Source organism: Streptomyces sp. NPDC048295 (genome assembly GCF_040652135.1).
Lineage (GTDB): Bacteria > Actinomycetota > Actinomycetes > Streptomycetales > Streptomycetaceae > Streptomyces.
Map to the genome: position 1 here is coordinate 119,053 of NZ_JBEZLL010000018.1, position 22,738 is coordinate 141,790.

The 22,738-nt window shown below is 71.7% G+C and carries 20 protein-coding genes; 19 read left to right on the top strand and 1 reads right to left on the bottom strand.

Annotated features, from left to right (window positions below):
* Window positions 1–3 precede the first annotated feature (3 nt).
* From clpB to AB0D53_RS25665, 5 genes are all read left to right on the top strand, one after another.
* Window positions 4–2,625, top strand: a complete 2,622-nt coding sequence (clpB, locus tag AB0D53_RS25645; RefSeq protein WP_362450487.1) for an ATP-dependent chaperone ClpB — start codon at window positions 4–6, stop codon at window positions 2,623–2,625.
* Between the two features lie 362 nt (window positions 2,626–2,987).
* Window positions 2,988–4,241, top strand: coding sequence for an MFS transporter (locus AB0D53_RS25650; protein WP_362450601.1), 1,254 nt, complete (start codon window positions 2,988–2,990; stop codon window positions 4,239–4,241).
* Window positions 4,242–4,310: 69 nt separating this feature from the next.
* Window positions 4,311–4,871: a YbjN domain-containing protein gene (locus AB0D53_RS25655; RefSeq protein WP_362450489.1), complete on the top strand. Its 561-nt coding sequence runs from the start codon at window positions 4,311–4,313 to the stop codon at window positions 4,869–4,871.
* 205 nt (window positions 4,872–5,076) lie between these two features.
* Complete coding sequence (locus AB0D53_RS25660) at window positions 5,077–5,562, top strand: prevent-host-death family protein (protein WP_362450491.1); 486 nt, start codon at window positions 5,077–5,079, stop codon at window positions 5,560–5,562.
* The gene (locus AB0D53_RS25665; protein WP_362450493.1) at window positions 5,559–5,909 is read left to right on the top strand and encodes a hypothetical protein; all 351 of its coding nucleotides are present in this window, start codon (window positions 5,559–5,561) and stop codon (window positions 5,907–5,909) included. Before AB0D53_RS25660 ends, AB0D53_RS25665 begins: the two co-directional genes overlap by 4 nt.
* 80 nt (window positions 5,910–5,989) lie before the next feature.
* Here AB0D53_RS25665 and AB0D53_RS25670 read toward each other — a convergent pair whose 3' ends face one another.
* Entirely contained in the window at window positions 5,990–7,168 is a 1,179-nt protein-coding gene (locus AB0D53_RS25670) for a pyridoxal phosphate-dependent aminotransferase (RefSeq protein ID WP_362450496.1), read from the bottom strand.
* A 730-nt stretch (window positions 7,169–7,898) separates the two neighbouring features.
* On the opposite strand from AB0D53_RS25670, the gene AB0D53_RS25675 reads away from it, so the two are divergent.
* The 14 genes from AB0D53_RS25675 to AB0D53_RS25740 all read left to right on the top strand — a co-directional run bounded on the left by AB0D53_RS25675 (window position 7,899) and on the right by AB0D53_RS25740 (window position 22,708).
* Complete coding sequence (locus tag AB0D53_RS25675; protein WP_362450498.1) at window positions 7,899–8,441, top strand: DUF2617 family protein; 543 nt, start codon at window positions 7,899–7,901, stop codon at window positions 8,439–8,441.
* A gap of 63 nt (window positions 8,442–8,504) precedes the next feature.
* Window positions 8,505–10,103: a polyamine aminopropyltransferase gene (locus AB0D53_RS25680; RefSeq protein ID WP_362450500.1), complete on the top strand. Its 1,599-nt coding sequence runs from the start codon at window positions 8,505–8,507 to the stop codon at window positions 10,101–10,103.
* Window positions 10,104–10,248: 145 nt separating this feature from the next.
* Window positions 10,249–11,205, top strand: a complete 957-nt coding sequence (locus tag AB0D53_RS25685) for an SRPBCC domain-containing protein (RefSeq protein ID WP_362450502.1) — start codon at window positions 10,249–10,251, stop codon at window positions 11,203–11,205.
* A gap of 83 nt (window positions 11,206–11,288) precedes the next feature.
* A complete protein-coding gene (locus AB0D53_RS25690) occupies window positions 11,289–12,089 on the top strand; it encodes an aldose 1-epimerase (protein ID WP_362450504.1) in 801 nt (266 codons plus the stop codon).
* 41 nt (window positions 12,090–12,130) lie between these two features.
* Window positions 12,131–12,670, top strand: a complete 540-nt coding sequence (gene pyrE / locus AB0D53_RS25695; protein WP_266731675.1) for an orotate phosphoribosyltransferase — start codon at window positions 12,131–12,133, stop codon at window positions 12,668–12,670.
* 277 nt (window positions 12,671–12,947) lie between these two features.
* The gene (fbaA, locus tag AB0D53_RS25700) at window positions 12,948–13,970 is read left to right on the top strand and encodes a class II fructose-bisphosphate aldolase (protein ID WP_362450507.1); all 1,023 of its coding nucleotides are present in this window, start codon (window positions 12,948–12,950) and stop codon (window positions 13,968–13,970) included.
* Window positions 13,971–14,059: 89 nt separating this feature from the next.
* Window positions 14,060–15,235 (top strand): MalY/PatB family protein, encoded by a 1,176-nt coding sequence (locus tag AB0D53_RS25705; protein WP_362450509.1) that lies wholly within the window; start codon window positions 14,060–14,062, stop codon window positions 15,233–15,235.
* 67 nt (window positions 15,236–15,302) lie between these two features.
* Window positions 15,303–16,829 carry an MFS transporter gene (locus AB0D53_RS25710; RefSeq protein WP_362450511.1) on the top strand — a complete coding sequence of 509 codons (1,527 nt, stop codon included), beginning with the start codon at window positions 15,303–15,305 and terminating at the stop codon, window positions 16,827–16,829.
* Window positions 16,830–16,885: 56 nt separating this feature from the next.
* Window positions 16,886–17,299 carry a DUF3151 domain-containing protein gene (locus AB0D53_RS25715; RefSeq protein WP_072487865.1) on the top strand — a complete coding sequence of 138 codons (414 nt, stop codon included), beginning with the start codon at window positions 16,886–16,888 and terminating at the stop codon, window positions 17,297–17,299.
* Between the two features lie 215 nt (window positions 17,300–17,514).
* Window positions 17,515–18,363 (top strand): tryptophan 2,3-dioxygenase family protein, encoded by an 849-nt coding sequence (locus tag AB0D53_RS25720; RefSeq protein WP_362450515.1) that lies wholly within the window; start codon window positions 17,515–17,517, stop codon window positions 18,361–18,363.
* Window positions 18,364–18,376: 13 nt separating this feature from the next.
* Window positions 18,377–19,624 carry a kynureninase gene (kynU, locus tag AB0D53_RS25725; protein ID WP_362450604.1) on the top strand — a complete coding sequence of 416 codons (1,248 nt, stop codon included), beginning with the start codon at window positions 18,377–18,379 and terminating at the stop codon, window positions 19,622–19,624.
* Window positions 19,625–19,714: 90 nt separating this feature from the next.
* Entirely contained in the window at window positions 19,715–20,587 is an 873-nt protein-coding gene (locus AB0D53_RS25730) for an alpha/beta hydrolase (protein ID WP_362450517.1), read from the top strand.
* A gap of 169 nt (window positions 20,588–20,756) precedes the next feature.
* Window positions 20,757–22,034: a histidine kinase gene (locus AB0D53_RS25735; protein ID WP_362450606.1), complete on the top strand. Its 1,278-nt coding sequence runs from the start codon at window positions 20,757–20,759 to the stop codon at window positions 22,032–22,034.
* Entirely contained in the window at window positions 22,031–22,708 is a 678-nt protein-coding gene (locus AB0D53_RS25740; RefSeq protein ID WP_362450520.1) for a response regulator transcription factor, read from the top strand. The genes AB0D53_RS25735 and AB0D53_RS25740 overlap by 4 nt, the downstream gene beginning before the upstream one ends.
* Window positions 22,709–22,738: the final 30 nt, after the last annotated feature.

The following is a 22,738-nucleotide window of genomic DNA, read 5'->3' on the forward strand; positions in this document are numbered from 1 at the left end:
CACGTGGACGCCGAGCTGACCAACAAGAGCCGGGACGCCATCAACGCGGCCACCAGCAGGGCCGTGAAGGACGGGCACCCCGATCTGACCCCCGGGCACCTGCTGCTCGCGCTGCTCGCGGGCGAGGACAACGCGAACATCACCGATCTGCTCGCCGCCGTCGAGGCCGACCAGATCGCCGTACGCACCGAGACCGAGCGGCTGCTGGGCGCGCTGCCCAGCGTCACCGGGTCGACCGTCGCCCCGCCGCAGCCCAACCGCGAGCTGCTCGCCGTCATCGCCGATGCCGCGCAGCGCGCGAAGGAGCTCGGTGACGACTACATCTCCACCGAGCACCTGCTGATCGGCATCGCCGCCGAGGGCGGCCGCGCCGGTGAGATCCTCGGTGGGCAGGGGGCCAGTGCGAAGAAGCTGCTGGACGCATTCGAGAAGAGCAGGGGAGGGCGCCGGGTGACCACACCCGACCCGGAGGGCCAGTACAAGGCGCTGGAGAAGTTCGGTACGGACTTCACCGCGGCCGCACGCGAGGGCAAGCTCGACCCGGTCATCGGGCGCGACCAGGAGATCCGCCGCGTCGTCCAGGTCCTGTCCCGCCGCACCAAGAACAATCCCGTGCTCATCGGTGAGCCCGGCGTCGGCAAGACGGCCGTCGTCGAGGGCCTCGCCCAGCGCATCGTCAAGGGCGACGTCCCGGAGTCGCTGAAGAACAAGCGGCTCGTCTCGCTCGACCTCGGCGCGATGGTCGCGGGCGCCAAGTACCGCGGTGAGTTCGAGGAGCGCCTGAAGACCGTCCTCTCCGAGATCAAGGACAGCGACGGGCAGATCATCACCTTCATCGACGAGCTGCACACCGTCGTCGGCGCGGGCGCCGGCGGCGACTCCGCCATGGACGCCGGCAACATGCTCAAGCCGATGCTGGCCCGCGGCGAGCTGCGCATGGTCGGCGCGACGACGCTCGACGAGTACCGCGAGCGGATCGAGAAGGACCCCGCTCTGGAGCGCCGCTTCCAGCAGGTGCTGGTGGCCGAGCCGAGCGTCGAGGACACCATCGCGATCCTGCGCGGGCTCAAGGGCCGCTACGAGGCCCACCACAAGGTCTCCATCGCGGACTCCGCGCTGGTGGCCGCCGCGACCCTGTCCGACCGTTACATCACCTCCCGCTTCCTCCCCGACAAGGCCATCGACCTGGTCGACGAGGCGGCGTCCCGGCTGCGCATGGAGATCGACTCCTCGCCCGTCGAGATCGACGAGCTCCAGCGCGCCGTCGACCGCCTCCACATGGAGGAGCTGGCCCTCAAGAACGAGACCGACCCCGGCTCCCGGCAGCGCCTGGAGAAGCTCCGCCGCGACCTCGCCGACAAGGAGGAGGAGCTGCGCGGCCTCAACGCCCGCTGGGAGAAGGAGAAGCAGGGCCTCAATCGTGTCGGTGAGCTGAAGGAGCGCCTCGACGAACTGCGCGGCCAGGCCGAACGCGCCCAGCGCGACGGCGACTTCGACACCGCGTCCAAGCTTCTCTACGGCGAGATCCCGGGCCTGGAGAGGGAGTTGGAGGAGGCGTCCGAGGCGGAGCAGGAAGCGGCCAAGGACACGATGGTCAAGGAGGGCGTCGGCCCGGACGACATCGCCGACGTCGTCGGCTCCTGGACCGGCATCCCCGCCGGACGCCTGCTGGAGGGCGAGACCCAGAAGCTGCTGCGCATGGAGGACGAGCTCGGCAGGCGCCTCATCGGGCAGGGCGAGGCCGTGCGTGCGGTGTCGGACGCGGTGCGCCGTACCCGCGCCGGAATCGCCGACCCCGACCGGCCCACCGGATCGTTCCTCTTCCTCGGCCCGACCGGTGTCGGCAAGACGGAGCTGGCGAAGGCCCTCGCCGACTTCCTGTTCGACGACGAGCGGGCCATGGTCCGCATCGACATGAGCGAGTACGGCGAGAAGCACAGCGTGGCGCGGCTCGTCGGCGCCCCGCCCGGATACGTCGGCTACGAGGAGGGCGGCCAGCTCACCGAGGCGGTCCGCCGCCGCCCCTACAGCGTCGTGCTGCTGGACGAGGTCGAGAAGGCCCACCCCGAGGTCTTCGACATCCTGCTCCAGGTCCTCGACGACGGCCGGCTCACCGACGGACAGGGCCGGACGGTGGACTTCCGCAACACCATCCTGATCCTGACCTCCAACCTCGGCAGCCAGTTCCTGGTCGACCCGCTGACCAAGCCCGAGGAGAAGAAGCGGCAGGTCCTGGAGGTCGTCCGGGCCTCCTTCAAGCCGGAGTTCCTCAACCGGCTCGACGACCTGGTGGTCTTCTCCGCGCTCTCCGGCGACGAGCTGGCGCACATCGCGCAGCTCCAGATCGACCGGCTCGCCGGCCGCCTGGCCGACCGCCGGCTCTCCCTCGACGTCACGCCCGAGGCCCTGGCCTGGCTGGCCGAGGAGGGCAACGACCCGGCGTACGGGGCACGGCCGTTGCGCCGGCTCATCCAGACGGCGATCGGCGACCGGCTGGCGAAGGAGATCCTCGCGGGGGAGGTCAGCGACGGGGACACCGTCCGGGTGGACCGGGTCGGGGACGACCTGCTCGTCGGCCGCGCGACCTCGGACGCCGGCGCGGCGGCCCCGGGCGGCGCCGCGTAGAAGGCACACGGACCGTCGATGCGTTCGCCCCTTGCCGTGCGGAAGGCCGCCGCGCAAGGGGCGATGCATTGCGGTGATTTCGGGAGAAAGTGAAAGCGGTCGCCGTCGGGGGTGATCCATTGTTCAACATCGGTATTGAGCCAAACGCCTCGCTGTGCACCGGTGGGCGGCATCTCCTGAACCGGCGCCGCCACGGACCGCATCACCCGCCCCTGACAAGGGACTTCCGTGCGGGTGCGGGCAGTGTCCGCCCAGCGGTGAGGGAATAATCAGGACACCTCGGTGGGCCCGTCATGACCTGCTCGCAAGCAAGGTTGGGGGTCGAATTCGGCAGTCGGTAGCGTGCCCGTATGAACGAGCGGATGGGCGATGAGATAAATCCGGGGCCAAAAAAGCCCAGATCTGACAATCTCTTTCACCTTGGCGAATTCCGTACCCTTTGGGCTGCTTATGCTCAGTCGATCCTGGGTGACCAACTGGCCCGCGTGGCCCTGTCGTTGCTCGTGTTCGAACGCACCGACTCGCCGGGGTGGACCGCGGCGACGTACGCGCTGACCACCTTGCCCGCTCTGTTGTCCGGGGTGCTCCTGTCCGGACTGGCGGACCGGTTCCCCCGGCGTACGGTCATGATCGGCTGCGACCTGGTGCGGATGGTGCTGGTCGGGCTGATGGCCCTGCCCGGGATGCCCCTGCCGCTGCTCGCCGGACTGCTGGTGCTGGCGCAGCTGGCCGAGGCGCCCTTCGGTGCCGCCCAGGGCGCGCTGCTGCCCACCGTGCTCGGCGCGCAGAGGTACGAACGCGGCCAGCGGGTCATGCAGATCACCCACCAGACCGGACAGCTGGTCGGCTTCGCCGGTGGCGGTCTGCTGGCCGCGTGGCTGGGCAGCAACCTGTCCCTGGGCGTGAACGCGGTGACCTTCCTCCTCTCGGCGACCCTGGTCAGGTTCGGCGTGAAGGCCCGTCCCACGGCGAGTGCCGACGCCCGCAGGACGCGGCTCGGCGCACAGGTCGGGGGCGCGGCCGCACTGATCTGGTCGGACCGCAGGCTCCGGTCGCTGCTCGCACTGGGGTGGCTTGCGGGGTTCGTGGTCCTGCCGGAGGGACTGGCCGCCCCGTTCGCGGACGAGGCCGGTGGCGGCGCCTACTCGGTGGGACTCCTGCTCGCCTCGCATCCGGCGGGAATGGTGCTGGGAGCGGCCCTGCTGGGGCGGGCCAAGGTCGGCGACGAGTCGCGGCGCCGCCTGTTGGGGCCGCTGGCGGTCGGTGCGAATCTGCCGCTGCTCGCCTACTGGCTCGATCCCAGTGTGGGCGTGGCCATGTTCCTGCTGCTGGTGGCCGGGGTGTGCTCCGCGTACCAGATCACCGCCGGGGCCACCTTCGTGCTTCTGACCCCGGCCGACCGGCGTGGCCAGGTGCTGGGGCTCGCCAGGTCGGGGGTGACCGCCATGCAGGGGATCGGCGTCGCCCTGGGGGGTGTGGCGACGGAGCTGACCGGCTCGTCGGCGAACACCATCGGCGCGTCCGGGCTCCTCGGAGTGCTGTGCGCGATTCTTGCCGCCACTGCCTGGGCGCGGGCGCGGGGAGCCGATGCGCAGATGATTACCCGCAGTGCGTAGGGCCTGGCGGCGAAACGCGGCTAGGGTCGTCGGCAGGAAACCACGTGCGATCCACAGGAGTACCCAGCGATGTCTATCGATCCGTCCTCGATTCCGAATTTCGGGGGCCAGCCCGAACCGCAGGCGGCAGGACCCGAGGGCCCCGTTGTCCCTGACCAGGACCTCGTCAAGCAGCTTCTCGAACAGATGGAGCTGAAGTACGTCGTCGACGACGAGGGCGACCTCGCGGCGCCGTGGGAGGACTTCCGCACGTACTTCATGTTCCGGGGCGAGGACGAGCAGCAGGTCTTCTCGGTCCGTACGTTCTACGACCGCCCGCACGCCGCGGACCAGCGTCCGGTCCTCCTCGACGCGATCGACGACTGGAACCGCCGCACCCTGTGGCCCAAGGTCTACACGCACACCCACGAGCCCGAGGAGGGCTCCGAGGACACCGAGATCTCGGTCCGTCTGATCGGTGAGGCGCAGATGCTCATCGGTACGGGCGTCAGCCTGGAGCACTTCGTGTCGTCGACGGTCAGCTGGGTGCGCGCCTCGATCGAGTTCGACAAGTGGCTCCAGGAGCGTCTGGGCCTGGCCCCGGCCGAGGAGCCGGCGGACGGCGAGGACCCGGTCCCGCCGAGCGCCTGAGCCCTCGTACGGCAGTGACACCCCCACCCCGGGGCGGCGGTCCCAGTGACCGCCGCCCCGGGGTGCTGCCGTTTCAGGGCGCCAGACGCCGCAGGCGGGCGACCGCCTCGTGCAGGACGTCGTCCTTCTTGCGGAACGCGAAGGTGTACACATCGATGGCCGGGCAGCACTGGAAATCAGAACAGGATCTGAGTACACTCTGATCATGTCTAGCCTGCGCCTGGAAGCAGAAACGGAATCCGTCTCCTTCACCGATCTCTCCCGCAACCCCAAAGGGGTCGCGGCCAGGGCTGCGGCCCTGGGGCGCCTTCGCGTGACACATCGGGACGCGCCGGACATGGTGCTGACCACGGCAGCACGGGCGCAGAATGACGAGGAGAACCTGACCACCGCCTCACGGCTTTTCCTCGCACTCATGAAGCGGGACGACGGCGCCAAGTCGCTCCTTCTCGCGCTCCCTGAAGTGTTCCCCTGGGTGCGGCACCTGGACGCGGAAGAAGTTCGGGCCTTCACCGTCGAGCTCCTTGAAGCGCTGTCGGACGCTGCTGAACTGGGGGCGGGAGAGGCGGTGCATCGCGCGATCATCTCCTGGCGCGCCACGGCTCGCATCAATGCCGATCCCGACCAGCTCCGGGAGTCGGTGCGGCCGCTCGATGGTGATGACCTCGGCCCGGTCGAGGTGCGTGGATGAGCCCGAAGAAAGGGGATCGGGTCAGTGTCCCGCCCCTCAACGGGTGGAACGTCGTCTTTGGAACCACGGAGGCGGTGACCGGCTGGGAGGAGCTGTGCCGCGTTGCGTTGCCGAGCGCGCATCGCTGCCTCGACGCCCTCCGAGGAGACCCCCTGTCCCGCTCCAACTGGAATCGCCAGCATCAGTTACGAGGCAGGCACGCGACCAAAGCGTGGAAAGGGTCCGACCTTGAGCAGTGGGAGTACGAGGTCACCAGCGGTGGTCGAGTGCGCTACCTGGTCAGCGCGGAGACTTCCACCGTGATCCTCGTGTACGCCTCCCCGCGGCATCCGAAAGACACCGAGTGAGCCGTGGTCGCTTCGGGGGCGGGGCTTGAGCAGCTCCCGGCGCCGAAGCGAACCGGCGGCACTCTTTTCGCGCTCCCCTGTCAGACCGTCAATCGCTTGAGGCGGGTAACCGCTTCTTCCAACACACCCTTCCGCTTGCAGAAGGTGAAGCGGACCTGGCTGCGGCCGGCGTCGGGGCCGTCGTAGAAGACGGAGTTGGGGATGGCGACGACGCCGCAGCGTTCGGGGAGCGCGCGGCAGAAGGCGTAGGCGTCCTTCTCGCCGAACGGGGTGATGTCGGTGGTGATGAAGTACGTGCCCTGGGGCCGGTGGACCTCGAACCCGGCCGCACGCAGGCCGTCGCCGAGCAGGTCGCGCTTGCGGCGCAGGTCTGCGCGGAAGTCCTCGAAGTAGGTGTCCGGCAGCCGCAGTGCTTCGGCGACGGCGTACTGGAACGGGCCCGCGCTGACGTAGGTCAGGTACTGCTTGGCCGTCCGGACGGCGGCGACGAGCGGGGCGGCCGCGACGACCCAGCCGACCTTCCAGCCGGTGTACGAGAAGGTCTTGCCGGCGGACGAGATGGAGACGGTGCGCTCGCGCATGCCGGGCAGTGAGATCAGCGGGATGTGTTCGCCCTCGAAGACCAGGTGCTCGTACACCTCGTCGGTGACCACCAGGAGGTCGTGCTCCACCGCCAGTCCGGCGATCGCGGTCAGTTCCTCGCGGGTGAGGACCATGCCCGTCGGGTTGTGGGGGCTGTTCAGCAGCAGCAGCCGGGTGCGGGGCGTGATCGCGTCCCGGAGGGCGTCGAGATCGGGGCGGAAGTCCGGGGCGCGCAGGGTCAGCGGGACGCGGACGCCGCCGGCCATGGCGATGCAGGCGGCGTACGAGTCGTAGAAGGGCTCGAACGCGATGACCTCGTCGCCGGGCTCCAGCAGGGCCAGCAGGGTGGCGGCGATGGCCTCGGTGGCGCCGGCGGTGACCAGGACCTCGGTGTCGGGGTCGGTGGTGAGGCCGTAGCGCCGCTGCTGGTGGTCGGCGATCGCGGTGCGCAGTTCGGGGACGCCGGGGCCCGGCGGGTACTGGTTGCCGCGCCCGTCGCGCAGCGCCCGGACCGCGGCCTCCCGGATCTCCTCGGGGCCGTCGGTGTCGGGGAAGCCCTGGCCGAGATTGATGGAGCCGGTACGTACGGCAAGCGCCGACATCTCCGCGAAGATCGTCGTACCGAACCCGGCGAGGCGGCGGTTGAGCAGCGGTCGTCCCTGTGTCATGGCTGCCATCCTGCGCGGAAGCTCTGGAGTTGCTCAAGTCTGCTTTGGCCCTTCGGGGGCGGGGGCATCCCCCACACACGCGACAGGCGCGGGGGAAGCGGGGGACCTCGCTTCGGGGGACGGAAGGACGTGAGGTCGGTGTCGATCTTCGCAGGCGTAGGTGTGGTGATAGCGGTCGCTCTGATCGCGCTGTTGGTCTCGGTCCTGAGGGGCGGGGGCAGGGCGAAGGTGTCGGGCCGGCGCGGCGGGCGACGGAGGTCGGGCGGCAGCTCGAACGGGGGCAGCTGGTGGGCGGGGGGTGACAGTGGCGGCGGTACGTCCTGCGGAAGCAGCAGTGGGCACTCCGGTGGGCACTCCGGAGGCCATTCGTGCGGCGGCGGCCACTCCTCGTGCGGCGGCGGATCGTCGTGCGGCGGCGGGGGCGGATGCGGTGGAGGCAGCTGATCAGGACGGCTGTTTCCAGAGGTGTCCGGCGGGTGAACTCCCGCCGGACACCTTTTTGTTGGGGCTTTTCGCGAGTTGCCGGTGAACAGATGATCCGAGAGGCCCCCGAGCGGATGGAAACCACGGCAAGTTGGGTAAAAACCCTGTGGATGCGACTTATTCGTGGTTCCCTCGGTGGAGAGAACATTCAGCCCTCGGACCCCAGTTGGACCTGATCGGGCGCTCCACCTCCCACGTGTGTCACGTCGGGGGCGTCCCCTGTCCATGCGTCCATGCTTGCTTGCGGAGCCGACTCATGCTCACGACCCTCCAGACGGCCTATTCCGACACCCGTGCGGCCGACCTGGCCTGGACGCTGGGGCGTGAACCGCTCCCCGCCCTGGCCGTGCTCGATCTCGATCTCGCGGGTGCCCGGCTGCAGATGCGCCTGCTCGGCGCCTCCCACCAGGTGCTTCTTGAGGAGAAGCGCGGCACCTGTTCCGAAACCGTGGCGTGCATCCCCGGCAGCAGTACGCCGCTGCCGCTCGGTGTCTCCAAACGACTCGGTGAATGGGAGTACGAATTCGCGGCGCGCGTCGAGACGCTCTCGGCGGGCTCGTTCGCGGGGCGCGCGCAGGAACTCCTCGCGCTGGTGGCCGACCATCCCCAGGGTCTCGCCGGGACGTTCCCCGGCAGCCCGCACGCCTTCACCGCCATGCTGGCCCAGCGGACCGAGGGGCAGGTGCGGTGGCGCACCTGGCACGCGTACCCGCAGGAGGGGCAGTTGGTGGTGACGCGCACCCGAGTGGGGGTGCGGATGCCGGCGGCGGCACTCCGAGAAGTCCCAACTCCGTTGTGAGCACGCCACTTGCACCCTTGTGGGTGACAGGCTGCCATCTGATCGTGACGTAGCGTTCGCATCATGATCGACCAGCAGGTGTCGCTGCGAGGGGGCGCGGCGTGTCTTCCCGTACGGCCGAGAACCGGTCGGTGTCTCGTGCTGGCCGCAGTCTTCGTCTGTGCTGCCTGTGGTCTGGTGTACGAGCTCGAACTGGTGGCGCTCGCCTCCTACTTGATCGGTGACTCCGTCACCCAGGCGTCCGTCGTGCTCTCCGTGATGGTGTTCGCGATGGGCGTCGGGTCGCTTCTCGCGAAACGTTTACGCAGCCGTGCCGCAGTGGGTTTCGGGCTGATCGAGGCGGCTCTCGCGCTCGTCGGCGGCTCCTCGGCGCTCGTGCTGTACGCGTCGTTCGCCTGGATCGGGGAGTCGCGGTACGCCCTGGTCGGGTTCTCGCTCACGATCGGCATCCTGATCGGTGCGGAGATCCCGCTGCTGATGACCCTGATCCAGCGCGTCGACCGGCAGGACGCGGGCGGTGCCGTCGCGGATCTCTTCGCCGCCGACTACGTGGGCGCGCTCGTCGGCGGGCTCGCGTTCCCCTTTCTGCTGCTGCCGGTGCTCGGGCAGCTCACCGGGGCGCTGTGCACCGGTGCGGTCAACGCGGCGGCGGGCGGGGCGCTGGTGCTGTGCGTCTTCCGGCGCGATCTCACCCCGCGCTCGCGCCGGCTGCTGATCCTGGCCAACGTGGCGGTGATCGTGGTGCTGGCCGTCACCGCCGTGCTGGTCGACGACTTCGAGCGGGCGGCGCGGCGGGCCGTGTACGGGGACGGGGTGCGGGTCGCGGTGCAGACCGAGGTGCAGGAGGTGGTGCTGACGGGGTCGGGCCGCAGCTCCCTGGACCTGTATCTGGACGGACGGCTGCGGGTCAGCGCCCGCGACGAGTACCGCTACCACGAGGCGCTGGTGCACCCGGCGATGAACGGGCCGCACGCCCGCGTCCTGATCCTGGGCGGTGGCGACGGCCTCGCCGCCCGGGAGGTGCTGCGCTACCCGGACGTACGCGCCGTCACCGTGGTCGAGATCGACCGGGGCGTCACCCGCCTGGCCCGTACCGACCGGGCGCTCTCGGAGCTGAACGGCCACGCGTTCGGCGACCCGCGGGTCACGGCCGTCACCGCGGACGCCTTCAACTGGCTGCGGGCGGCCCACGGCCGCTACGACGTGGTGATCTCCGATCTGCCCGATCCGGGGATCTCCACCAGCACGAAGCTCTACTCGGCGGAGTTCTACGGCCTGGTCGCCGAGTCGCTGGCGCCCGGCGGCCGGCTGGTGGTGCACGGGGGCCCGCCGGTCTCCCGGCCGCGTACGTTCTGGACGGTCGAGGCGTCGATGCGGGCGGCGGGCCTGCGCACCCGCCCGTACCGGATGAGCGGCCGGCTCACCGACTCCGCGGCCGGCCCCGACCGGGCCACGCACCGGGCGCGCCCCGCGTACGGCTGGGGCTTCGTCCTCGCCGGCCCGGGGAAGCGGCCGGAGCTCGGCCTCGCCCCGAAGGCGCCGGAGCTGCGCTCGGTGACGGAGCCCGCGCTGCTGGACGCGGGGCGGGAGACGGAGCGGGCCCGGCTGCCGGGGCTGCCGCCGTCGACGCTGGTGCATCCGCGGTACTGGGAGGACCGGTGAGCCCGGGTCGTGCGCGGGGCGAGAGGGCCCGGGTTCGTGGTCCGGGCGCCATGGTTCGTGGTCCGGCTGTCCGGGGCCGGTGCCCGGCGGCCTCGCGGGGCCGAACCGCTGACGTGACGGCCGGGGCTGAGTAGGCTCGGTTTCCATGGAGCATGAGGTGTTCGTTCCGGTTCCGGCCCCGTCCCTGCGGCGGACGCTGGGTGACCCCGCCCGCGTCGCGCGATGCGTGCCGGGGCTCCAGCAGGACGCCGACGCGTCCGCGGGCCCGCTGTCCGGCCGGCTCAGGATCCGGGTCGACGGCCACACGATCACGTACCGCGGCGCGCTCGGGCTCACCGACGCGCCGCAGGACGGACCGGAGGGGGCGCGGGGAGCAGCGGTCCTGGTGACCGGCGAGGGCTCCGAGGCGAGAGGCAGCGGCTCGGCGGAGCTGACCCTGACGATCACGCTGACCGAGCGGGACGGCGGCACGGCGATCGGGTTCTCGGGTACGGCGAGCGGTGACGGCCGGTTCCTGGAGCTGGACGCGGCGGCGGCGCTCGCCGCGGCCCGCCGGCTGCTGGACCGCTTCGCCCAGCAGCTGGTGACCGAGACACTGGCGGCCGGTGCGGAGGGCGGTGCCGAGCCGGGGGAGGTGCTCGGGGAAGCCGAGAAGTCCGTCGGGGAAGCCGTGGAGCAGGCCATCGAGGAGGCGGCGGAGGAGGCCGACACTACCGGCGCGGCTGCTGCCGACGACGCGGCGCCCCCTGCGGAGAAGCCCGAGGAGCCCGAGGAGTCCGAGGCGTCCCAGGAGCCCGGGAACCCCCCGGGCACCGGCTCCGTCTTCGACGCGCCCGTTCCCCCGCCCCCGCTCGACCCCGTCTCCGAGGTGGAGTTCACCGTCCCCGACGGCCCCCCGGCGGAGGCCGCGCACGCCAGACGCACCATGATCGGCCGCAGCGCCGAGGAGGTCGACCACGCGCCGCCGCGCGGCCGGTACGCGCCCGTCCCGTCACCCGATTCGACCACCGCGGGTGCCACGCTCCGCTGGGTCGCCCCGGCCGCCGCACTCGCGCTGGCCTCGGCCGTGGTGGTGAGCCGGGCACTGAGGCGGCGACGGTAAGGGCCGCCCGTGACCCAGGCCGGCGTGCGGTGTCCAGGGATCACGGGACGGGCCGTGGCCGCCGCGCCAGTAATCTCGGTCGGGTGAGTAGCAGCGAGAAGGATGTCCGGCTGTCCGTCGGCGACACAGAGTTGACCGTGAGCCCCGCCCATGGCTGCCGCATCGGCAGCCTGCGGATCGGTGGCACCGAGCTGCTGCGGCAGGGGGAGCGGTACGGCTGCTTCCCGATGGTGCCGTGGTGCGGGCGTACCGGGAACGGGCTGTTCCACAACGGCGGCGTCCCGCACCGGCTGCCGCTGAACTCCCCGCCGCACGCCATCCACGGCACCGGCCGGGACAGCGTCTGGCGCACCGCCCGACTGGGCGAGCGGGAGGCTGCGTTCTACTACGACCTCGCCGACCCCTGGCCGTATCCCGGCCGGGTGACCCAGACCTTCGAGCTGGCCGAGGACTCGCTCACGCTCGCCTTCGGCATCGAGACCTACGGGGACTCGTTCCCGGCGCAGGCCGGCTGGCACCCCTGGTTCCTGCGCAACCTCGGCGACGGCGGCAAGGACGTGCAGCTGGCCTTCGACGCGGCCTGGCAGGAGGAGCGCGGCGAGGACCATCTGCCGACCGGCCGCCGCATCCCGCCCCTGAGCGGCCCCTGGGACGACTGCTTCGGGATGCCGGACGGGGTCGAGGTGACGCTCACCTGGCCGGAGCAGCTGGAGCTGACCGTGAAGAGCCGGGACGAGTGGGTCGTGATCTACGACGAGCAGGACGAGGCCGTCTGCGTGGAGCCGCAGTCCGGCCCGCCGAACGGGCTGAACACCGCGCCCCGCTACGTCACCCCGATCGACCCGCTGGAGATCTCGACCACGTGGAGCTGGCGCAGGCTCTGACCCCGGCGGTGGTCCGCCGGGCAGGCCCTAAGCTCGTAGCCATGAGTGACGTACGTGCTGAGCTGCTCCAGCAGATCAAGGACAAGGCCGTGGTACACGGCAAGGTGACCCTCTCCTCGGGTCTTGAGGCCGACTGGTACATCGACCTGCGCCGCATCACGCTGGACGGCAAGGCCGCTCCGATGGTCGGTCAGGTCATGCTCGACGCCACCGCGGAGCTGGACTACGACTGCGTGGGCGGGCTGACGCTGGGCGCCGACCCGGTCGCCACGTCGATGCTGCACGCCTCCGCCGCGCGCGGGCAGGAGCTGGACGCGTTCGTCGTCCGCAAGGCCCAGAAGGCGCACGGGATGCAGCGCCGCATCGAGGGCACGGACGTGAAGGGCCGTCGCTGTCTGGTGGTCGAGGACACCTCGACCACCGGCGGTTCGCCGCTGACCGCCGTGGAGGCGGTGCGCGAGGCCGGTGGCGAGGTCGTGGCCGTGGCCGTGATCGTGGAGCGGGGCGCGGCCCCGGCCATCGCCGAGGCGGGCCTCCCGTACGTCCACGTCTACTCGGTGGCCGATCTCGACCTGGCCTGAGGCCTGAGGCCCGGCCCGGCGTCCGGCCGAGGCCTGGATGCGGCCCGGCCGGGGCCCGGCCTGACATCCGGCTTGACCTGCGGCTTCTTCCGGGGGCGGGCTGTTTCACGTGAAACAGCCCGCCCCTTCCGCATGTCTGCCGCGCAGCTGCGGGACCGGCCAGGCGAAGGGCCGGGTGGAGCCGGAACGAGAGTCTGGGAAGATAGGGGCGACGATGACGTCGCCCCCAGGTCAGGGAACCAGCAACGCACACCCGCATATCCCAAGGAGCGGTCAGATGCCCATCGCAACCCCCGAGGTCTACGCCGAGATGCTCGACCGGGCGAAGGCAGGCAAGTTCGCCTACCCGGCCATCAATGTGACGTCGACCCAGACCCTGCACGCTGCGCTGCGCGGCTTCGCGGAGGCGGAGAGCGACGGCATCGTCCAGATCTCCACCGGTGGGGCGGAGTTCCTGGGTGGTCAGTACAACAAGGACATGGTCACCGGCGCCGTCGCCCTGGCCGAGTTCGCGCACATCGTCGCCGCCAAGTACGACGTCACGGTCGCGCTGCACACCGACCACTGCCCCAAGGACAAGCTGGACGGCTATGTGCGTCCGCTGCTCGACATCTCCGCCGAGCGCGTCGCCCGGGGCGAGAACCCGCTGTTCCAGAGCCACATGTGGGACGGTTCGGCCGAGACGCTGGCCGACAACCTGGCCATCGGCCAGGAGCTGCTGGCCAAGGCCGCCGCCGCCAAGATCATTCTTGAGGTCGAGATCACCCCGACCGGTGGCGAGGAGGACGGCGTCACCCACGAGATCAACGACGAGCTGTACACCACCGTCGACGACGCGCTGCGCACCGCCGAGGCGCTCGGCCTGGGCGAGAAGGGCCGCTACCTGCTGGCCGCCTCCTTCGGCAACGTCCACGGTGTCTACAAGCCGGGCAACGTCGTGCTCCGTCCCGAGCTGCTGAAGGACCTCCAGGAGGGCGTCGGCGCCAAGTACGGCAAGGCATCCCCGTTCGACTTCGTCTTCCACGGCGGCTCCGGCTCCACCGAGCAGGAGATCGCCACCGCGCTGGAGAACGGCGTCGTGAAGATGAACCTCGACACCGACACCCAGTACGCCTTCACCCGCCCGATCGTGGACCACATGTTCCGCAACTACGACGGTGTGCTGAAGGTCGACGGCGAGGTCGGCAACAAGAAGGTCTACGACCCGCGCAGCTGGGGCAAGTCCGCCGAGGCGGGCATGGCCAAGCGCGTCACGGAGGCCTGCGCCAACCTGCGTTCCACCGGCACCAAGCTGAAGTAGCAGCCGGTACGAAGTGTGGCCGTGGGCCCGGTACCCGTGGGGTGCCGGGCCCACGGCATGTCCGACAGACACATTGGCAAGGGGTAGCTGTGGGTTCCAGCGCGCGCTATGACTTCGACACCGTCGTCGACCGCCGGGGCACCTGGTGCGTCCAGTGGGACGGGGTCGCGGACCGGTTCGGGGTGGACGGGCTGCTGCCGTTCACCATCTCCGACATGGACTTCGAGACCGCCCCGCAGGTGCTGAGCGCGCTGCGCTCCCGCCTCGACCACGGGGTGTTCGGCTACACGGACTGGCGGCAGGACGACTTCCGCTCGGCGATAGAGCACTGGTACCGGACCCGGTACGGCACCGAGGTGGACACCGGCCGGCTGGTGTACGGGCCGTCCGTGCTCAGCCAGCTCTCGCAGCTGCTGCAGATGTGGACGTCGAGGGGCGAGGGCGTGGTCGTCCACACCCCCACGTACGACGGTTTCCGCAAGGCGGTCACCGGGCTCGGGCGGGAGCTGCGGGGGGTGCCGGTGGGGGACGGGGCCGCGCTGGAGCGCGAGCTGGCCCGCCCCGACAGCAAGGTCCTGATCCTCTGCTCGCCGCACAATCCGACCGGCCGGGTGTGGACGGCGGCCGAGCTGGAGGCGACGGCCTCGCTCGCCGCACGGCACGGGGTCGCGGTGATCAGCGACGAGATACACGCGGACTTCGTGCACGAGGGGCATACGCACGTGCCGTGGACGAGGGTCGCGGGCGAGGGGCGCTGGGCACTGGTCACCTCCGCGTCGAAGGCGTTCAACTTCCCCGCGCTGACAGGTTCGTACGGGCTGATCGGCGATCCGGCCGACCGGACGGAGTATCTGCGCCGGATGGAGACGGCCGAGGGGCTCGCCTCCCCGGCCGTGCTGTCGCTGACCGCGCACATCGCCGCGTACCGGGAGTCGGAGACCTGGCTGGACGAGCTCCGGGCGTATGTCGCCGGGAATCTGGCGCTGGTCGCGCGGCGGCTGGACGAGGAGTTCCCGGAGCTGGGATGGCGGCCGCCGCAGGCCGGCTATCTGGCGTGGATCGATCTTCGGCCCGCGGGTGTCGACGGCGACGAGGCCTTGCAGCGGGTGCTGGTGGAGCGGGAGAAGGTCGCGGTGATGCCGGGCGGGGTGTACGGCGCGCCGGGCTTCGTGCGGCTGAACGTGGGGTGCCCGCGCTCCAAGGCGGAGGCCGGGGTGGAGGCGCTGATCAGGGGCGTACGGGCGGTGACGGAGCGGGCGTCGTAGGTCGTCCGGTGCCGGCCGGGCGCCCCGCCCGATGGCCCTGCCGGCCCGGAGCGGGGATGCTGCTGGTATGCCTGACGCAGCCGAGACGGGCGCCCTCCGCGTCGCCTCCGCCACCGGACGCTGGGTCGTCCTCACCACCGTCCTCGGCTCCAGCATGGCCATGCTGGACTCCACCGTCATCAACGTCGCCCTGCCCCGCATCGGCAAGGACCTCGGCACCGACCTGGCCGCCCTCCAGTGGACCGTCAACGCCTACATGCTGACCCTCGCCGGGCTGATCCTGCTCGGGGGATCGCTGGGCGACCGGTACGGGCGGCGGCGGGTCTTCGTCGTCGGCGTGGTCTGGTTCGCCACCGCGTCCGTGCTGTGCGGTGTGGCGCCGAACGCCACCGTCCTGGTCGCCGCCCGCGCCCTCCAGGGCATCGGCGGGGCGCTTCTGACGCCCGGTTCGCTGGCCCTGATCCAGGCGAGCTTCCACCCCGACGACCGGGCCCGCGCCGTCGGGCTGTGGTCGGGGTTCGGCGGGGTCGGGGCCGCCGTCGGGCCGTTCGTCGGCGGATGGCTCGTCGACGGGCCGGGCTGGCGGTGGGTCTTCCTGCTCAATGTGCCGCTCGCCGCGGTCTGTGTGCCGGTGGCGTTGCGTCACGTACCGGAATCGCGCGACCCGCGCGCGCACGGGCGCTTCGACGTCCTGGGGGCCGTGCTCGGGGCGCTCGCCCTCGCCCTGGTGACCTATGCGCTGATCGAGGCGCCGGGGCAGGGGGCGTCCGCCGCGGTGATCGGGGCGGCCGTCGCCGGGGTCCTGCTCGGCGCTGCCTTCGTACGCGTGGAGCGGACCCGGAAGGACCCGATGCTGCCGCCCTCGATCTTCGCGTCCCGGCAGTTCACCGTCGTCAACGTCATCACCCTCTGCGTGTACGCGGCGCTCGGCGGCTACTTCTTCCTCGCCGCGATCCAGCTCCAGGTGGTGGCCGGGTTCTCGGCGCTCGGCGCGGGCACGGCGCTGCTGCCGACGACCGTGCTGATGCTGCTCTTCTCGGCCGCCTCGGGCGAACTGGGGCAGCGCATCGGGCCCCGCATCCCGCTCACCGTGGGCCCGCTGGTCGCCGCCACGGGCATGCTGCTGATGCTGCGGGTCGGGCCCGGGTCGAACACCGTCTCCGGCTACCTCACCGATGTGCTGCCCGCGGTCGCCGTCCTCGGCGTCGGGCTCGTCACCCTGGTCGCACCGCTCACCGCGACCGTCCTGGCCTCCGTGGACACCGCACGGGCCGGCCTCGCCAGCGGGATCAACAACGCGGCGGCCCGCGCCGCCGGGCTGATCGCGGTGGCCGCGCTGCCGCTGCTCGCCGGAATGGGCCCGGAGGCCTACCGGAACGCGGACGAGTTCGCCTCGACCTTCCGCCGGGCCATGCCGATGTGCGCCGGGCTGCTCGTGCTGGGGGCGGCGATCGCCTGGGCGACGGTACGCACCCCCCTGCCCGCGGCCGACGAGGAGGAGCAGACCCGCCCGGAGTGCACGGTGCACTGCGGCATCGCGGCCCCGCCCCTGGAACCCGCGCACGAGGAGCCGGAGAACCCGGGCACGGGCTGACCGGGTGCCCGGAGCCCGGGTACCCCGGCACGCCAGTGCCAGGCACACTTGAACCCATGTCGATCCACGAGAACCTGCTCGGGGGCCCTCCCCCGACCCATCTGCCCGACGACCCGGAGCCGCGCGAGCTGCTCGCGAACGGCACGGCCCCCGCCGATGTCGCCGCGAAGTACCCGACCTCCTCCCTGGCCTGGGCGCAGCTCGCCGACGAGGCCTTCGACGGCGGCCGCGTCGTCGAGTCGTACGCCTACGCCCGCACCGGCTACCACCGCGGCCTCGACGCCCTGCGCAGGGCCGGCTGGAAGGGCCACGGCCCCGTACCGTTCGAGCACGAGCCGAACCGCGGCTTCCTGCGCGCCCTGCACGCCCTGGCGCGGGCCGCCCAGGCCATCGGTGAGCAGGAGGAGTACGAGCGCTGCTCGGCCTTCCTGCGCGACTCCTCGCCGACCGCCGCCGAGACCCTCGGCTAGGGTCTGTCAACTGGATCAAGCCGGCCCCCGCGAGCCCGGCAGGATCCGGACGAGAAGCCCTGGAGCATCGCCCGGGACCCCGTGGACAGGTGGTACGTCCGCGGGGTCTGCGTGCTCCTGGGGCGTCCGTTTAGGATGCGGACAGGGGACCGGAGCTCCACCACCTCACGGAAGGGGCGGACCGCTACCCGGAAGCTTGTGTCGAGGAGACAGCAATGTCGACGATCCACCCCGACCCCGAAGCCACCGGTGCGCAGACCCCGCACCTCGACTTCGCGGGAACGACTCCGTACGAGGACTATGTCCAGGCGGATGTCCTGACCCATCTCCAGCACCCTCGCTCCGACGATCCGGGCGAGATGGTCTTCCTGGTCACCACACAGGTCATGGAGCTGTGGTTCACCGTCATCGTCCATGAGTGGGAGACCGCCGCGCACGCCCTGCGCGAGGACCGGCTGACCGTCGCACGCGACGCGCTCAAGCGGTCGGTGCGGGAGCTGGAGGCGCTCAACGCCTCCTGGACCCCGCTCGCCCAGCTCACCCCCGCCCAGTTCAACTCCTACCGCTCCGCCCTCGGCGAGGGCTCCGGCTTCCAGTCGGCGATGTACCGGCGGATGGAGTTCCTGCTCGGCGACAAGTCCGCGTCCATGCTGGTCCCGCACCGGGGCGCGCCCCGGGTCCACGCCGAGCTGGAGAAGGCGCTCGCCGAGCCGGGGCTGTACGACGAGACGCTCGCCCTGCTCGCCCGGCGCGGTTTCGCCGTGCCGCAGTCCGTGCTCACCCGGGACCTGACGCGGAAGTACGAACCGTCCCCCGAGGTCGAGGCGGTCTGGACGGAGATCTACGCCGCCCCGGAACAGCACGAGGACCTGGTCCGGTTCGGCGAGGCGCTCACCGATGTCGGCGAGCTGGTGTGGCGCTGGCGCAACGACCATCTCGTCGCCACCCGGCGCGCGATGGGCTCCAAGACCGGGACCGGCGGCTCCGCCGGGGTCGCCTGGCTGGAGAAGCGGGCCACGAAGAACGTCTTCCCCGAGCTGTGGACGGCGCGCAGCCATGTCTGAGACCTTCGCCGCCATGCCCGAGAACTCCGCCGCCCTGTCCGAGTCCCTCGCCGCGCGGGCCGCGGCACTCGACGCCGCCGACCCGCTCGCGGACCGGCGGAAGCTGTTCACCCTCGACGACACCGTCTACCTCGACGGAAACTCGCTCGGCGCGCTGCCCGCGCACGTGCCCGCCCGGGTGCAGGAGGTCCTCACCCGCGAGTGGGGCGAGCTGCGCATCCGGTCCTGGGACGAGAGCGGCTGGTGGACCGCGCCGGAACGGATCGGTGACCGGATCGCCCCGCTCGTCGGCGCCGCCGCCGGGCAGATCGTGGTGGGCGACTCGACCAGCGTGAACGTCTTCAAGGCCGTCGTCGCCGCGACCCGGCTGGCGCCGCAGGGGCGCGACGAGATCCTCGTCGACGCGACGACCTTCCCCACGGACGGGTACATCGCCGCATCGGCGGCCCGGATGACCGGCCACCGGATCGTCCCGGTCGCCCCCGCCGAGGTGCCCGGCGCGCTGGGCCCCCGTACCGCGGCCGTGCTGCTCAACCATGTCGACTACCGCACCGGCAGGCTCCACGACCTGCCCGGACTCACCGCCGCCGTGCACGGGGCGGGCGCCATCGCCGTCTGGGACCTGTGCCACAGCGCCGGCGCCCTGCCCGTCGGCCTCGACGAGCACGGCGTGGACCTGGCGGTCGGCTGCACGTACAAGTACCTGAACGGCGGCCCGGGTTCGCCCGCCTACATCTATGTCGCCGAACGCCACCAGGCGGCCTTCGACTCGCCCCTACCGGGGTGGACGTCGCACGCCGACCCGTTCGGCATGACCCCGGAGTACACCCCGGCCGACGGGGCGGTACGAGGCCGGGTCGGCACCCCCGACATCGTCTCCATGCTGACGCTCGAAGCAGCGCTGGACGTGTGGGACGGGGTGTCCATCGACGAGGTGCGGGCCAAGTCCCTGGCGCTGACGGACTTCTTCCTGGAGTGCGTCGCCCGGTACGCACCCGAGGGCCGGGTCCCCTCCATCACCCCCGCCCCCGAGGAGCGCGGCAGCCAGGTCGCGCTGCGCTGCGAGGACGCGGACCGGGTGATGAGCGGACTCATCGCCCGGGGCGTCGTCGGGGACCTGCGCCGGCCGGACGTGCTGCGGTTCGGATTCACGCCGTTGTACGTCGGATTCGCGGACGTGGAGCGGGCGGCGCGGGTGCTGAGCGAGGTGCTGGCGGAAGAGGTGGCGGGATCCTCCGCGGGAGCCGGTCTCCCGCGGTGATCCTCCGCGGGGACGGAACCCTTCGGTACTGGTACCGTCCCCGCAGGTCAGGCCAGTTGGGCTCAACAGCTACAGGACGGTAGGAGCAGCATGTCGGATTCTGCCGCGCGCGATCGGGACGCCGCTGAGGCCGAGTCGGCCTTCTCGCATCCACCGGTCGCCCCCGACACGTCCGCCGCCTACGGCAGCCACCCCGACCAGCTGATCGACTTCTACGCCCCGCGTGACGGGCGGACCGGGGCGCCGGTCGTGGTCGTCCTGCACGGCGGGGTCTGGCGGGCGCCGTACGACCGGCGGCATGTGTCGCCGTTCGCGGACTTCCTGGCCCGGCGCGGATTCGCCGTCGCCAGCGTCGAGTACCGGCGGGGCGGGATCCCGCCGCAGCGGGGTGCCGACTGGGTGGCGGGCCGCTGGCCGGAGACCTTCGACGACGTCGCCGCGGCGATGGACGCGCTGCCGGCGCTGCTGGCCCGGGAGCTCCCGCAGGCCGATGCCCGGCGGATCGTTCTCGCCGGGCACTCCGCGGGCGGGCAGCTGGCGCTGTGGGCCGCCGCCCGGCACGTACTGCCCGAGGGGTCGCCGTGGCGGCTGCCCACGCCGCCGCAGCTGCGGGGGGTCGTCGCCCTGGCGCCGCTCGCCGACTTCACCACCGCCGTCGCGCTGGACGTGTGCTCCGGGGGCGTCGCTCAGTTCCTCGGCCGTGCGGAGGACTTCGAGGAACGGGCGGCGCACGCCGACCCGGCCGTGCTGCTGCCCACCGGCATCGCGACCACCGTGGTGCAGGGCACCACCGACTCCGATGTGCCGCAGGCGGTCGCGGAGGCGTTCGTCGACGCGGCGGCGAGGGCGGGCGAGACGGTGGGGCTGACCCTGCTGCCCGAGGTGGGCCACTTCCCGCTGATCGATCCGGCGGCGGACGCGTGCGCGGTGGTGGCGGAGGAGCTCGCCCAACTGGCCTGGTGAGCGCGGGGACGCGGCGGGACGGCGCGGTGCGGAGGACTCCGTAGTACTTGCGACGGACGGCGCAGGATCCGTATCACTGCTGACGACCGGGCCCCGGACCGCCCCCTACCGTGGAGGCGTGACCGAGACCAAGAGCAGAAGTCCGGAGTACCGGATGGCCGCGGGGGCGATGGGCGGCCTCCGGCAGGCCCTCATGCACGACGCGTTCGCCTATCGCCCGATGCCGCAGCTGCGGATGGACGGGCCACTGATCCGCCGGCTGCCGAAGCGGATACGGGCGCGTGCCGTATGGGCGCCGCACGCGCTGGTGGTGACGGCGGCGCTCCTCACCTTCCTGACGGGGATCGCGGCGACGGAATTCCCCCTCGCCGAGCTGCTCGCGGTGTTCCCGGCCGTCAGCGTCCTGATGACCCTGGTCAGGCCGGTCGGGGCGTTCTGGATGTCGCTGCTGCTGACCCCGGTGACCGCGGTGGTCGGGCACGGCGGGTGGCCGTGGGGGCCCAGCTCGTTCTTCGCGCACCTGGTCGTGCTGGTCGTCGTCGCGGCCAGGACCGGGCCGCGTACCGCTGGCTGGATGTGGGGCCTGACCGTACTGCTCGGCACGGTCATGGAGAACGCCGTCTGGCGGCCCGGGACCACCACCGTGGGCATGGCCGTGGTCTCCGCGCTCGCTCTGCTCGTGGTCGCGATGGTGCAGATCCGCCAGGACGCGGAGCGCGAGGTGACCGTGCAGCGCACCGTGACCGCCGTCGAACGCGACCGGCGCACGCTGCTGGAGGAGCGCACCACCATCGCCCGGGAGCTGCACGACGTGGTCGCGCACCACATGTCGGTCGTCGCGATCCAGGCCGAGGCCGCCCCGTACCGGGTGGAGAACCCGCCGCCCGAGCTGGAGCAGGCCTTCGTCACGATCCGGGAGAACGCCGTCGCCGCCCTCACCGAGCTGCGCCGGGTCCTCGGCGTCGTACGGGCCGAGGACTACCAGGCCCCGGACGCCCCGCAGCCCACCCTCGCCCAGCTCGACGGGCTCCTGGCCAATGTCCGCGAGGCCGGCCTGGAGACGGAGAAGACGGTCACCGGCGCGGTACGTGAACTGCCGCAGGGCGTCGAGCTGTCCGCGTACCGGATCATCCAGGAGGCCCTGAGCAACACCCTGCGGCACGCGCCGGGCGCCACCGCCAAGGTGGAGATCGGCTATGTGCTGGGCGGGCTCGGCCTGCGGATCGTCAACGGGCCGCCCACCGGTCCGGTGAAGCCCTCGCCGGGGGCCGGGCACGGGATCACCGGGATGCGGGAGCGGGTCGCGATGCTGGACGGGGACATGACGGCCGAGGCGACGGGCGAGGGCGGTTACGAGATCTCCGCGTTCATCCCCGTACAGGCCGGCTCCGAGCCCCGGGAGAAGGCGGACCGGGCAGTGCCTCTGGAAAAGGCGGACCGGGCATGAGCACTTCCACCGCCCCGTCCATCCGGGTGCTGATCGTGGACGACCAGATGATGGTCCGCGAGGGCTTCTCGGTGCTGCTCAACGCCATGCCGGGGATCGAGGTCGTCGGCGAGGCCGTCGACGGCCGGCAGGCCGTCGCCCAGGTCGCGGCGCTCCGCCCCGACGTGGTCCTGATGGACATCCGGATGCCGGAACTCAACGGCATCGAGGCCACCCGCGAGATCGTCGCCGCCGACGCGGACGCCAAGGTGCTGGTGCTGACCACCTTCGACCTCGACGAGTACGTGTACCAGGCGCTGCGCGCCGGGGCGTCCGGCTTCCTCCTCAAGGACGCCTCCGCGCGCCAGCTCGCCGACGGGGTACGGGTGGTGGCCTCGGGCGAGGCGCTGCTCGCCCCGACCGTCACCAAGCGGCTGATCAACGAGTTCTCGAAGCTCGCACAGGCCCCGCGCTCGCCCGCCCTCTCCCGGGTCGGCGACCTCACCGAGCGCGAGACGGAGGTGCTGGTCCTGATCGCGCAGGGCCGGTCCAACGCCGAGATCGCCTCGCACCTGGTGGTCGCCGAGTCCACCATCAAGACGCATGTGAGCCGCATCCTGGTGAAGCTGGGGCTGCGCGACCGGACCCAGGCGGCCGTCTTCGCGTACGAGGCCCGGCTGGTCACCCCGTCCTGAGGGCGCCGGGCCGGGTGCGGGGCGGGTGGC